This is a genomic window from Flavihumibacter sp. ZG627 (genome assembly GCF_000814325.1).
GTDB lineage: Bacteria > Bacteroidota > Bacteroidia > Chitinophagales > Chitinophagaceae > Flavihumibacter.
Genome location: NZ_JPHF01000004.1, coordinates 16339 through 28593 on the forward strand (window position 1 = coordinate 16339; position 12255 = coordinate 28593).

14 protein-coding genes are annotated in these 12255 nt (G+C 45.5%); 5 read left to right on the forward strand and 9 right to left on the reverse strand.

All coding sequences use genetic code 11. The features are described from left to right. Positions 1-17 precede the first annotated feature (17 nt). The gene (locus HY58_RS09670) at positions 18-944 is read right to left on the reverse strand and encodes an MBL fold metallo-hydrolase (protein ID WP_216593791.1); all 927 of its coding nucleotides are present in this window, start codon (positions 942-944) and stop codon (positions 18-20) included. A 349-nt stretch (positions 945-1293) separates the two neighbouring features. Here HY58_RS09670 and HY58_RS09675 point away from each other — a divergent pair, with 349 nt between their 5' ends. Both HY58_RS09675 and HY58_RS09680 read left to right on the forward strand, forming a co-directional pair. Further along, positions 1294-1683 (forward strand): hypothetical protein, encoded by a 390-nt coding sequence (locus tag HY58_RS09675; RefSeq protein ID WP_039131241.1) that lies wholly within the window; start codon positions 1294-1296, stop codon positions 1681-1683. Then, positions 1680-2684: a sugar kinase gene (locus tag HY58_RS09680; RefSeq protein WP_039131243.1), complete on the forward strand. Its 1005-nt coding sequence runs from the start codon at positions 1680-1682 to the stop codon at positions 2682-2684. The genes HY58_RS09675 and HY58_RS09680 overlap by 4 nt, the downstream gene beginning before the upstream one ends. A 54-nt stretch (positions 2685-2738) precedes the next feature. On the opposite strand, the gene HY58_RS09685 is transcribed toward HY58_RS09680, so the two are convergent. From HY58_RS09685 to HY58_RS09710, 6 genes are all read right to left on the reverse strand, one after another. Then, positions 2739-3251 (reverse strand): SgcJ/EcaC family oxidoreductase, encoded by a 513-nt coding sequence (locus HY58_RS09685; RefSeq protein ID WP_039131246.1) that lies wholly within the window; start codon positions 3249-3251, stop codon positions 2739-2741. A gap of 410 nt (positions 3252-3661) precedes the next feature. Further along, entirely contained in the window at positions 3662-4903 is a 1242-nt protein-coding gene (locus HY58_RS09690; RefSeq protein ID WP_039131248.1) for a dicarboxylate/amino acid:cation symporter, read from the reverse strand. Positions 4904-4969: 66 nt separating this feature from the next. After that, entirely contained in the window at positions 4970-6424 is a 1455-nt protein-coding gene (locus HY58_RS09695) for a trypsin-like peptidase domain-containing protein (RefSeq protein ID WP_039131251.1), read from the reverse strand. A gap of 62 nt (positions 6425-6486) precedes the next feature. After that, on the reverse strand, positions 6487-7482 hold the full coding sequence (mgrA, locus tag HY58_RS09700; protein ID WP_039131255.1) for an L-glyceraldehyde 3-phosphate reductase: 996 nt from the start codon (positions 7480-7482) through the stop codon (positions 6487-6489). 10 nt (positions 7483-7492) lie between these two features. Then, the gene (locus HY58_RS09705) at positions 7493-8911 is read right to left on the reverse strand and encodes a Gfo/Idh/MocA family protein (protein WP_039131963.1); all 1419 of its coding nucleotides are present in this window, start codon (positions 8909-8911) and stop codon (positions 7493-7495) included. Positions 8912-8973: 62 nt separating this feature from the next. Further along, positions 8974-9162, reverse strand: coding sequence for a hypothetical protein (locus HY58_RS09710; RefSeq protein ID WP_039131257.1), 189 nt, complete (start codon positions 9160-9162; stop codon positions 8974-8976). A gap of 40 nt (positions 9163-9202) precedes the next feature. On the opposite strand from HY58_RS09710, the gene HY58_RS09715 reads away from it, so the two are divergent. Together HY58_RS09715 and HY58_RS09720 are read left to right on the forward strand one after the other, a co-directional pair. Next, a complete protein-coding gene (locus HY58_RS09715; RefSeq protein ID WP_039131260.1) occupies positions 9203-9994 on the forward strand; it encodes a HipA family kinase in 792 nt (263 codons plus the stop codon). After that, entirely contained in the window at positions 9972-10355 is a 384-nt protein-coding gene (locus HY58_RS09720) for a DUF3037 domain-containing protein (RefSeq protein WP_039131262.1), read from the forward strand. Before HY58_RS09715 ends, HY58_RS09720 begins: the two co-directional genes overlap by 23 nt. A 4-nt stretch (positions 10356-10359) precedes the next feature. Here HY58_RS09720 and HY58_RS09725 read toward each other — a convergent pair whose 3' ends face one another. Together HY58_RS09725 and HY58_RS09730 are read right to left on the reverse strand one after the other, a co-directional pair. Continuing rightward, a complete protein-coding gene (locus tag HY58_RS09725) occupies positions 10360-10986 on the reverse strand; it encodes a dienelactone hydrolase family protein (RefSeq protein ID WP_039131265.1) in 627 nt (208 codons plus the stop codon). 11 nt (positions 10987-10997) lie between these two features. Next, the gene (locus tag HY58_RS09730) at positions 10998-11327 is read right to left on the reverse strand and encodes a hypothetical protein (RefSeq protein WP_039131267.1); all 330 of its coding nucleotides are present in this window, start codon (positions 11325-11327) and stop codon (positions 10998-11000) included. A gap of 208 nt (positions 11328-11535) precedes the next feature. Between HY58_RS09730 and HY58_RS09735 the strand changes: the two genes are divergently transcribed. Further along, positions 11536-12216, forward strand: a complete 681-nt coding sequence (locus tag HY58_RS09735; RefSeq protein WP_039131270.1) for a type 1 glutamine amidotransferase domain-containing protein — start codon at positions 11536-11538, stop codon at positions 12214-12216. The last annotated feature ends 39 nt before the right edge of the window (positions 12217-12255 follow it).

Here is a 12255-nt window from a genome sequence, read left to right on the forward strand (position 1 = left end):
CAAATATCCCAGTCCATTTATTTTTGCTTAAGCTTCTTTAAAGTGAATGGCTCTCCAGGGGCAAGCACATATATACGTCCAGGGTTAACAATGCTCTTCCTGAGTTTTTCGGGATCTGCATTAAATGGACTAAAATCCGGTGAATCAACAGAACCCCAGTGATTTAACAATAATGGCGTATTAGGATACGCATTTGCAATTTTCACAGCCCCTTCAAAAGTAAAATGCCATTCACTATCGGAAAAATCAAAAAGGATCGCATCTGGTGCAGGGTAGTTTAAGTGTTCGGGCAGTAAACGGGAATCGCCCTGGGCCCAAATATTACCATCAGGTGTTTCAATCCAGAACCCACAGGCATCTTCATTTGCAAACCACCGGGTACTCATTCCAGGATAGTGATTTTGATAAGCATGATCAGCAGTCGTAAGTTTTACCCTGACCGGACCTACATTAAAACTATCACCAATATTGTGACCAACTGATGTAAATCCTTCACTTTTCATAAGTGAATCCACATAACGGGTTGAGTGGAAGACTTTAGTAACAGGTTTCAGATCCCTATTAGTTGGCACGCTGTAATGGTCATTATCGGCATGTGTTATAAGTACGGCGTCAAGTTTAGGTACATCTTTTGGTGCAATTGGAAACTTGATCATTACAGGCATATCAAATCCACCGAGTAAGGGATCAACCATTAATGTGGTTCCCCTGCTATTGATAAAATATCCTGCCATACCCAACCAGCGTAATGTAGTATGGTCGGAGGGGCCGAATGCTTTGGAATCAAAGGGTTTTGTTGCTGGTGCTTTAGCCTGGTACTTTTTAGCCTTACTTGTCTTTGCTGTGTCGGTCTGTGCCTGCAGCGTATTCATTGCTGAGAAGAAAAAAAAGGAAAATGTCGCAATGAAAATGATTCTTATGTATTTCTTCATATGACTGTTCATATATTCTGATTAAAGTGAAACACTAGTTGGATTTGCAACTAAGATATTACAAAGATCAGGCTGAATGCGGACATATGCTTATACGAAATACTGATTCTCTTACCATTTTTACTGTCCCGCGTTATTCATTCAAAAACTGATAGCATCAGGCGCAAAAAAATTCCATTCGTGACAGTCCACCTGGGTTTTACCTTACTCGCGAAAGGGTTTTTCCAGGGTTTCGACAGGGTTTTTAAGGACTCCCAAGGCACTCTCAAAGGACTCTGGCAAGGGTCCGTCTTTTTAATAATGCTTAAAATCACGAGTATTGCATAGCATTGTTAACTATCTTAAATAAAAAGATCAGAGGATGCCCATTAGTACACAGATTGCCTGGTTGTTTCTGTTAGCTATTCCAATTGCCTGTGTGGCCTGGACGGTTACGCATGAAGAAGTGTTTAAAGAACCCAGGGAATATTGCAAAAGAAAAAGTGATGCGTGTAAATCTCTTTTAGAAAGAAAATTCTTTTACCTCTTTACCTGCGAATACTGTTTCAGTCATTATGTTACCATTCTATTTCTGATCATTACTGAATACAAATTATTATTCACCGACTGGAGAGGCTACCTGATCGCCGGCTTTGCCCTTGTATGGATCGCCAATATTTATATGAGTATTTTCATCTGGTTGCGGCAGGATGTTAAGAAAGTAAAAACAGAAATCGAAGTGATGGAAAATGAAACAAAATCCGGGGAATGAAAAAAGTGTTTTGTTTCGGTGAATTGCTGATGCGGTTATCCCCTTCACCAAAAGGGAAATGGATCCATGACGCCTCCATGCCGGTTTATATTGGTGGGGCTGAACTCAATGTGGCGAATGCACTTGCCAAATGGAATATACCCGTGAAATATTTTACCGCCCTGCCGGATAATTTCCTGAGCAGGGAAATTGTGGAAGATCTCACCAACAAAAACATCGATTGTTCTGCTATCCACTATTCAGGCAACCGCATCGGAACCTATTATCTAACCCAGGGTGCCGATCTGAAAAATGCCGCACTGGTATATGACAGGGCTGGTTCCTCCTTCGCTGATCTAAAACCGGGAATGATCAATTGGGACAGCATCCTGGATGATTGCCAATGGTTTCATTTTTCAGCTATTAGTCCGGCCCTTAATGATAATATTGCGGCCCTCTGCAAAGAAGCCCTTGAAGTTGCCAGCGCAAAGCGACTCACCATTTCTGTGGACCTGAATTACCGCTCCAAATTATGGCAGTATGGAAAACGGCCGGTAGAAATCATGCCCGCATTAGTTAAACATGCTCATCTCATCATGGGAAATATCTGGTCGGCAGAATCATTACTGGGTATTGAATCTCCACTAAAGGGAAGTGATGGCGCAACCCGTTTTGCACTGATCAATACTGCAGAACAGAGTATGGTTGCTCTGCAGCAGCAATTCCCCCAGGCAAAAACATCGGCTTTAACTTTCAGGATGGATTCATCCTACTGGGCCATCATGCAACACGAGCAGGCGCAGTATATTTCAAAAGAATTTGCACTTGCCGGTGTGATCGAAAAGGCGGGCAGTGGCGACTGCTTTATGGCTGGCTTGATCTATGGAATGCTTTACGATAACGAGCCTGCACAAACGATAAATTTCGCTGCCGCTGCAGCCGCTGGAAAATTATATGAAAAAGGCGATGCTACTCATCAAAGCATCCAAGATGTAGCCAATCGTGTTCAGGAAACAGCATGAAACAGTTGAAGAAAAAACTGGCCAACCCAAGATGAGCTGGCCAATTCTACTTTATCATTTCGGCTTTGCATCATCATTATAGATATCCCTGATGCATACATATTTTCCATCGCGCTTTTCCCAGATGGCCATATACTTTCCTGTATTGATCACTTTTCCCGAGGCATCCTTTGTAGTTGATTTTCCAACTTCGGTGATATAGTTTCCTTCTCCAAATACTTCCACCACATCATAACTTACAGTAGCTCCCTTGGCTCTTTTGGCCAGACCTTCCCCAATATCTTTCCGGATGGCTTCCTTGCCCTGGATCATGGAATTATTATTCCTCAAACTGACCGCATCATCAGCATAGAAAGCAGCAATTGCATTGGTGTCGCGGGCATTGTCGGCCGCAGCCCAGGCTGTTTCAAGATTCTGGATATCTGTTTTAACGGATGCAAGATCAACCTTTGCAGGTTGCTCTACTTCTACCACCGCCTCCGTTTTATCGGCAGCCGTTTCGTTATTACATCCAATAACCAAACCCGATAAGGCGATGCAAACTGTCAGCAATTTTAATTGTTTCATTTTTTTTTGTTTTTAAGTGACTAAGCATGAAATATTTACATGAATAAAATCAGGTTATTGCCATCCATGCCCGAATGTCAAAAAATGCCAAACCATCAGGAATTTCCCCGGCTACGTAGAGAGCAATAAAATGGAAATACCGTAAAAGGTATTTTAGTCCGTTTACCAGTAGGGTATAAAACAAGAATGCTTAAAGAGGGTAAGAGGAATTAAAGATGTATTTTAAATATACTCAGGATTATTCAGTATTTACCAATTTTTATACTGGATTCCGGAAAATGGAGATTTTTTTAGGTGTAGCCCTTACTGGGACTGGCTTTCGAAGTATGTTTCGAATATGCTTCGAATATAGTTTGGCGACCGTGGCCCGGCTATAAGGCGGGGTAAAGATTGGATGGAAAACGCGGTTGCTAACCTATCTCCTTATTGGCAACTGTCATATCAATTTCATTCTCCCATTTTGCCACTACAATGGTTGCTACGGCATTGCCGATGATATTGGTGATGGCCCGGCCCTCGCTCATGAACCGGTCAATGCCGAGGATCAACGCAATGGAGGCAACAGGAATATGGCCCACCACCGGCAGGGTTGCCGCCAGTGTTATAAAGCCACTGCCGGTTACGCCTGCTGCCCCTTTGGAAGTGAGGAGCAATACCAGCAGCAATGTTACCTGCTGACCAATGTCCATAGGCGTATTGGTTGCCTGCGCTAAAAAAACGGCAGCCATGGTCAGGTAAATGGATGTGCCGTCGAGATTGAATGAATAACCTGTTGGAACCACGAGCCCCACTACCGGTTCTGAACAACCGATGTTCTCCAGTTTTTTTATTAGTCCGGGTAATGCCGATTCAGATGAAGAGGTACCAAGTACTATCAGTAATTCTTCTTTGATAAAAGCGAGTAAGCGGAAAAGATTAAAGCCTGCATATTTGAGGATGCCCCCCAATATGAAAATGATAAAAATGATGCAAGTGATATAGAATGCTATCATCAGTTGCCCAAGTGATGCCAGTGAACCAACTCCATATTTTCCTATGGTAAAGCTCATGGCGCCAAGTGCTCCCAGCGGAGCCAGCTTCATGATGATCTTCAGCAATGCGAATAGTCCATACTCCAGCGATTGTATTCCCTGTAACAATGGCCTTGCCCTGTCGCCGATCTTTGAAAGAGCGAGGCCCAGCAAAACAGAAAAGAACAGTACCTGCAGGAGGTCGCTGTTAGAAAGCGCATTCACAATATTGTCGGGGATGATATGCAGAATGAAATCCACCACCGACCGGCTCTTCCCTTCTTTTACATAGTCCTGGATAAGCGTGTTATCAAGCGAAGCGGCATCGATATTCATCCCCTTGCCTGGTTGGAGAATATTGATCACTACGAGTCCGATGATCAATGCCAGGGTTGTAACCACTTCAAAATAAAGGATAGCTTTCACGCCCACCCTTCCCACTTTCTTGGTATCCTGCATACCCGAGATACCGGTAACGATGGTACAGAATATCACAGGGGCGATCATCATCTTTATCAGCTTGATAAAGCCATCACCAAGGGGCTTGAGCGCTGTTGCAAGGGAGGGATAGAAATGTCCAAGCAATATACCGATCACTATGGCGATGATCACCTGAACATAGAGAACCTTGAGATACTTCATGCTTTGCAGATAGTTAGCTCTACAAGATAATAGCTCTGCTGCTAACGGTTAAATATTTTATGGGGATCAGGTTCCGAAGGAGAAACTGAATGCAACCCATGATCCGTCGGGAGCAATGCCGAGAATGCGCATGCGGGTATTGGGATTGGCAAGCATTGCCTCTTCAATATCTGCCGTGCTGTTCACTTCCCTGCCATTCACCTGGGCAATGATGGTACCGGCCGGGATGCCGAGTTTATCAAAAAAAGCATCCTTATCAACCCGGGTAACAACCACGCCGGCATTGAGTCCGAACCGTTCTTTTAGTACCCTTGATATGGGTGTGAAGGAAGCGCCGAGTTTGTTATAGATCTCCCTGAGCTTTTCATCATTAACACCAGCAGGTGCTTTTCTCTCGCCCTGCAATATCACTTTGATCTTTTGCTTATTACCATTTCGCAGGTAGGCCAGGTCAATCGTATCGCCGGGCCGGTGCCGGGCTATCTGCTCAGAGAATTCTGCCGAAGAAAATAGGTCATTGCCATTAACCTGCTGGATGATATCACCCTCTTCCAATCCCGCCCCTGCGGCGGCACTGCCTTCCATGATACCAGTTATCAATACCCCGGATACCGAGCCGGGCTTAATGCCCATTTGTTTCATCCACTGGCTCTCGTCGGCAGGCGCGGGAAATGCAACGCCCAGCACCCCACGCTTTACCACGCCAAATTCTGTGAGGTCGTCGAGTATCTTTTTTGCCAGGTTAACAGGTATTGCAAAGGCGTATCCGGCATAACTACCGGTGCGGGTAGCAATGGCTGTATTGATCCCTATTAATTCACCTTCCCTGTTTACAAGGGCACCGCCGCTATTACCCGTATTGATGGCCGCATCGGTCTGGATAAATGATTCCACGGCAGTACTGCCAAGGTGATCATTAGGCGATACTGAAGTATTTTCTATCACGCCAATGCTCCTTCCCTTGGCACTGATGATACCGGCGGTAATGGTTGTATTCAGTGAGAAAGGATATCCTATCGCCAGCACCCACTCACCTACTTCCACTTCATCGGAATTGCCCGATTTCACATAGGGAAGATCCCTGGCATCTACCTTGAGCAGGGCCAGATCGGTATCGGGATCTGTTCCTACAAGTTTTGCTTCAAATTCGCGGCGGTCAGGAAACACCACCAATATGCGCAATGCATTTTCCACCACATGTCCATTGGTGGCAATATAACCGTCGGGAGATACGCAAACGCCTGATCCGGATCCATTGCCCCAGGCTTTTTCGGCAGAGGGTGATCCGAGTATTGCATCCACTGAAAAACGTGGGGCTGCCGATGGACCAAGAACAGTTTTGATATGTACCACACCCGGAACTGCATTCCTTGATGCCTGAACAAAAGAGGGATATGAATCCTGCGCCGCAGGTTGGGCAAGCGGGGGTGGATTGTTTTTTTGTCCCAGCTTGTAGGAGAGCCAGGCAATCAATGCCATTGCCACCAGGATGACCGGAATAAAAACTGCATTTCTCTTCATGTTCCCAAAAATACTCAAAATCGGTTCCAACTAGCGATTTACCGGCCTGGCTAAGCCAAGCTTTAACGAAGTATATCATTGATCTGGCTGATCTCATCCGCTGAAAACTGGTAGTTTTCAAGGCAGCGTATTGAATCGTCGATCTGTTCGGGGCGGCTGGCACCTATCAATACGGAGGTGATCCTTGGATCTTTCGCAACCCAGGAGAGGGCCATCTGGGCCAGACTTTGTCCGCGCCTCCCCGCCAGTTCATTTAGTTTCGCCGCCTTTTGGATCAGCTCGTCGGTAATAGCGTTTTCTTCCATGGCGCCATTGCCAAGGTGGCGGGCCGCTCTTGAAGTTTCAGGTATGCCTTTGAGGTATTTATTGGTGAGTAGTCCCTGTGCAAGGGGTGAAAATGGAATACAGCCAATCTGTTCTTCTCCCAGCACATCGAGGAGGCCATCTTCTATCCACCGGTCAAACATATTGTATTTGGGCTGGTGGATGAGGCAGGGCGTTCCAAGCTGCTTCAGGATCTTTGCTGCTTTGCGGGTTTCCTCGGCGCTGTAACTGGAGATACCCACATAAAGGGCCTTGCCCTGGCGAACGATGAGGTCGAGCGCACCCATGGTTTCTTCCATTGGGGTGGAGGGATCGGGACGGTGGTGATAGAATATATCAACATAATCGAGCCCCATTCTTTTCAGGCTTTGGTCGAGGCTGGCAACCAGGTACTTCTTTGAGCCAAGATCGCCATAGGGCCCGGGCCACATAGGCCATCCGGCCTTGGAGGAAATGATGAGTTCGTCGCGGTGGTCACGAAAATCCGTTTTCAGTATCCTGCCAAAATTCTCTTCTGCTGAGCCTGGGGGCTGACCATAATTATTGGCGAGATCAAAATGGGTGATGCCAAGGTCAAATGCCCTTCTTAATATTGCCCTGCAATTTTCGATAGGGTCAATATCTCCGAAGTTATGCCAGAGTCCAAGAGAGAGCGCGGGAAGCTTTAAGCCACTGTTTCCACAACGGCGGTATTCCATGGAATCATACCGCGATGGAGAGGGAGTATAGGACATAGATAGTCAGTTATTTTTTTTGAGAGGGGTTTTTGATCTTCATGTTAACCGGATCCCAATGTATGATCTTCTGTTCAAAATAGCTATCGTTACAGGCAAGGCAGGGAGCCGCTGCCCTGAAGCCAAATACGCCATCTTCAACAACCGTTTTTCCTGTTCTTACGGCATCAAAGAAATTGGTGAAATGTTCCACATGATCATTATAACCGGGAGGAGCTTTATATTCTATATCGGGCTTGGTGGGTGTTTTCTGGTCTTCTGCGCTATAGCGATTATTATATGACTGTCTTAATCGTTCCTGCATGGCTTTAGGATAGGTTTCCAATGCATCCCATCCACCAATACCTGGAGCCTTTGGCATGAGGCTGTGGCGGATGATAAGACTATTACCTCTGATCTCCATTGCCCCTTCCTCCCCTATCATTTTTACTGACCCTGTATCACCACTTCCACTAATGAAATTCACACGCAGACTCATCTGGAAAGGATCATGTGCTTCGCTTTTTGGATAATCCATGATGGCCGCCATAACATCTGGCACATCCCGACCATCTTTCCAATGACTTAGCTGTCCGGAGGAAAAGATCTTTTCCGGTCCAAGCGATCCGGTGATCACATGAAGTTTTGATAAGAGGTGAACATAAAGATCGCCGGCCACACCAGTTCCGAAATCGCGGTAGTTACGCCACCAGAAAAACTTCTTCGCATCATAGGGGATCTTTTTAGTGCCGGCGATATATTTATCCCAGCTAACCGTTTCAGGGGATGCATCATCAGGCATGGTATATTGCCAGGCCCCGAGTGCACTCTGGCGGTCAAAAGAGGCTTCCACCATATTCAGTTTTCCTATGGCACCGGCCTTATATAATTCAGCGGCCTTGGCAGCAACAATACTACTCACCCCCTGGCTGCCGATCTGTAACACTTTACCGCTTGCCTTTTGCGCAGCTATCATGGGAAGTCCCTCGCTGATACGATGCACCATGGGTTTTTCGCAGTAAACAGCTTTACCGCTCTTTAGTGCATCAGTTGTTATTCTTGCATGCCAGTTATCACTGGTGGCAACAATAACGGCATCAATATCTTTCCTGCTGATGATATCGCGGTAATCGGAACTGACAATAAGTTTATCGCCATAGAGTTCTTTGGCGCGGGCAAGCCGACCCGTGTAGAGATCACAAACAGCAACCAGTTCAACGCCGGGAACCTTGAGTGCAGAGGCAAGGTTTCTGAATCCCATGATACCCATCCCGATCACGCCAATACGAATGGTATCATTAGGAGAAAAAGGTCGGTTAAAAGGAAGAATCCTTTCTTCTATGGGTTCATTGGCAAGAGAGCTAAAACCACTTGCAGCCAGCAATAAAGCGGAGCCGCTCATCGATTGAAGAAATTTCCGGCGGGAGGATTGCTTTTTATTTTCAGCCATAATTTTCCTTTGTGCTTTATCATTAAAGATAAGCACGCAGGGGAAAAAAGGCCAGGAAAAAATCATAGTCCTTTGTCCGGTGCCGGCACTTCAGCGGGAGGCTCATTATAAGGCTCCTCTTCAGGTATCATATCAGGCTCCTCTTCCGGAATCATGGGTTCTTCTTCAGGCTCCTCCGGTGGTGCAACTTCCGGGAACTTTTCAGGCCGCGGTAACTGGTCAGGTTCATCGGGCTGTATTCTCTTTGGCATAAACGGATTTTATATTGAAATTAAACTCTATTTTCCGATCATGAATCAGGAGAATCTCAGAACCGTTGCCGTAACGCGTTATGTCATGCCTTTGCGCGAAGGCGGGTCGCTGCCGGCCATTGCAGAAGCGGATGATGATTTTCTGTATGTGCTTAAGTTCCGCGGGGCGGGCCAGGGCGTGAAGGCACTTATTGCCGAACTGATCGGTGGAGAAATTGCAAGGGCATTGGGATTTAAAGTCCCGGAGATCGTGTTCGCAACACTCGATGAAGCATTCGGACGCACAGAGCCAGATGAAGAGATACAAGACCTGCTGAAAGCAAGCGTGGGACTAAACCTCGGCCTCCACTATCTTTCCGGTGCCATATCATTTGACCCGGCTGTGAATAATGTTGATCCATTGCTGGCATCGCGGATCGTATGGCTTGATTGCCTGCTGACCAATGTTGACCGAACGGCAAGAAATACCAATATGCTGATGTGGAATAAAGAGCTATGGTTGATAGATCATGGCGCTGCGCTTTACTTTCACCACTCCTGGCAAAACTGGGAACAACAATCGGTGAGGCCCTTCCAGCATATAAAAGATCATGTGCTGATATCTTACGCAACAGAACTGGAAAAAGTAAATAATGAATTCCGTTCCAAATTAAATCCGCCTCTCATTGAATCGATCATATCATTGCTACCGGAGGAATGGCTATTCGGTTGGTCAGATAGTGAAAGCCCGGCGGAGATACGCCGGGTGTATGCAGAATTTTTAAACAGGAGGATAGCTAACTCAGAAATTTTTGTAAAAGAAGCACAGCATGCAAGAGAATCATTTGTTTGAATATGCCATTGTTCGGGTAGTGCCAAAAGTGGAGAGGGAAGAATTCATCAACGTGGGTGTGATCCTCTATTGCCCTTCCAAAAAATTTCTTGGATGCCTCTTCACGCTGAATGAATCAAAGCTGAACATGATGAATTGCCAATTGGATATGGAGGAACTGAAACAACACCTGAATGCCTTTGAAAAAATCTGCATGGGGGCAAAAGATGGCGGTCCAATTGCGAGGCTTGATCTGCCATCAAGATTCCGTTGGCTCACGGCAACAAGAAGTACGGTATTGCAATCATCAAAAGTGCATCCGGGACTGTCACCCGACCCGGCCAGGATGCTGGATCATTTGCATAGGCAACTGGTACTGTGAAATGCTAAAGATATTTCGTGAACCATCTTGCTGCCAATGCTGAAACCTTTTCCATGGCACCTTCTTCTTCAAAGAGATGGGTAGCCTTATGAACGATCTCCAGTTTACAGGGGCAGTGCAAATTTTGGAGTGCTAATTCATTCAGATCGATCACCACTTCATCATTACCACCCACAATCAGTAGTACCGGTACATTTACTTTGTCAAGAATATTTATTGCGAGGTCGGGCCTTCCACCCCTGCACACAACCGTTTTGATGAGCGGGTTAGAAGCTGCTGCATATAATGCGGAAGCAGCGCCTGTACTTGCACCAAAAAAACCAAAATTCAATCCCCTTGCATAAGGCTGTTGAGCGAGCCATTGTGTAACAGCATCAAGTCGGCTGCTGAGCAATGGAATATTGAACCGGTTATCGCGATCCATGTCTTCTTCCGGAGTGAGCAGATCAAATAATAAAGTTCCAAAATGAAAACTGTTGAGAAAGGAAGCGACCATTGTATTCCGGGGACTGCGCCTGCTGCTTCCGCTTCCGTGTGAGAATATGACAATGCCTTTAGGATCATCAGGAATAAAAATATTACCTATCAGATGAAGATCACCAACAGGGATTATAATTTCTTCTGCTAACACTTCAGATGAATTTAGATTTCAATGGAAGTTGTAAGTTCATCGGGAAGTTCATTTTTCAGCAATGCCTGGTTTACTACTTTTGAATGCAGGTCGCCAATAACTTCCCTTGCCGCTTCTTCGAAAGAAGATGACACACGTCTTGAGAATAAATTATCAGAATAGATGGTGAGCCGGATCTCGCAGATCTTATTTTCAAGAGATGCAGGATCGTCAATACGGAAGTTGATCTCTGCCCGCGATATATTTTTATTAAGATTGGATAGATGCATTATCTCTTTCTCCAGTTCCAGGAGGAATTTCTCGTCCACTTTCTGGTAGGGACTATGAATTTCGATGGTCATATGGCTGGTATTACTATCTGATAAAACTAATTCCAGTTGCCTGAATGGATTATGACGATACTCATCATTTCAAATGATTGTATTCATTCCGGTAATATTATCCAAACATAAAGCATCAAGCTTTGTTGTTCGATTATTGCAATTCAACCTTATTGCAGATTTTCAGCCCATCTTGTTGAAAATTTTAACATAGTTAAAACGATTAATCATGAAAGTATTATTTGTATTGACCTCCCACAGTGAACTGGGTAATACCGGCAAAAAAACCGGCTTCTGGATTGAAGAATTCGCGGCTCCTTATTACACGTTGCAGGATGCGGGCGTTGAGATAGAACTTGCCTCGCCAAAGGGTGGACAACCTCCTATTGACCCTAAGAGTGATGAGCCCGAAAGCCAGACGCCTGCTACCATCCGCTTCAAGGAAGACAAACCATTACAGGAGAAGCTGGCAAATACAAAAAAGATAACAGAGGTTTCGGCCGATGATTTTGATGCGGTATTCTATCCGGGTGGTCATGGACCATTATGGGATCTTAGCACAGATGCGGATAGTATCAAACTGATCGAATCATTCTGGCGTGCAGGCAAGCCCGTTTCTGCGGTTTGTCACGCGCCTGCTGTGCTTTTGCATGTAAAAGAGAAAAATGGTGAGCCACTTGTAAAAGGAAAGCATGTTACAGGCTTTACCAATTCAGAAGAAGCCGCAGTGCAGCTTACGGATGTTGTGCCCTTCCTGCTGGAAGATGCATTAAAAGAGAAGGGGGGACTATATTCGAGTAAGGCCGACTGGGCTTCTCATATTGTAACGGATGGTTTACTGATAACTGGGCAGAACCCTGCTTCTTCAGAAGCAGTGGCGGAACAGTTAATGGTACTGTTAAATAAATAAAAAAATCTCAACAGAAATTACGGGATATGCTGTGTGAAT

Bases quoted from the DNA above. Each gene is read 5' to 3' on its own strand.
- HY58_RS09670 (WP_216593791.1), bottom strand. From the start codon at position 944: ATGAACAGTCATATGAAGAAATACATAAGAATCATTTTCATTGCGACA.
- HY58_RS09675 (WP_039131241.1), top strand. From the start codon at position 1,294: ATGCCCATTAGTACACAGATTGCCTGGTTGTTTCTGTTAGCTATTCCA.
- HY58_RS09680 (WP_039131243.1), top strand. From the start codon at position 1,680: ATGAAAAAAGTGTTTTGTTTCGGTGAATTGCTGATGCGGTTATCCCCT.
- HY58_RS09685 (WP_039131246.1), bottom strand. From the start codon at position 3,251: ATGAAACAATTAAAATTGCTGACAGTTTGCATCGCCTTATCGGGTTTG.
- HY58_RS09690 (WP_039131248.1), bottom strand. From the start codon at position 4,903: ATGAAGTATCTCAAGGTTCTCTATGTTCAGGTGATCATCGCCATAGTG.
- HY58_RS09695 (WP_039131251.1), bottom strand. From the start codon at position 6,424: ATGAAGAGAAATGCAGTTTTTATTCCGGTCATCCTGGTGGCAATGGCA.
- mgrA (WP_039131255.1), bottom strand. From the start codon at position 7,482: ATGTCCTATACTCCCTCTCCATCGCGGTATGATTCCATGGAATACCGC.
- HY58_RS09705 (WP_039131963.1), bottom strand. From the start codon at position 8,911: ATGGCTGAAAATAAAAAGCAATCCTCCCGCCGGAAATTTCTTCAATCG.
- HY58_RS09710 (WP_039131257.1), bottom strand. From the start codon at position 9,162: ATGCCAAAGAGAATACAGCCCGATGAACCTGACCAGTTACCGCGGCCT.
- HY58_RS09715 (WP_039131260.1), top strand. From the start codon at position 9,203: ATGAATCAGGAGAATCTCAGAACCGTTGCCGTAACGCGTTATGTCATG.
- HY58_RS09720 (WP_039131262.1), top strand. From the start codon at position 9,972: ATGCAAGAGAATCATTTGTTTGAATATGCCATTGTTCGGGTAGTGCCA.
- HY58_RS09730 (WP_039131267.1), bottom strand. From the start codon at position 11,327: ATGACCATCGAAATTCATAGTCCCTACCAGAAAGTGGACGAGAAATTC.
- HY58_RS09735 (WP_039131270.1), top strand. From the start codon at position 11,536: ATGAAAGTATTATTTGTATTGACCTCCCACAGTGAACTGGGTAATACC.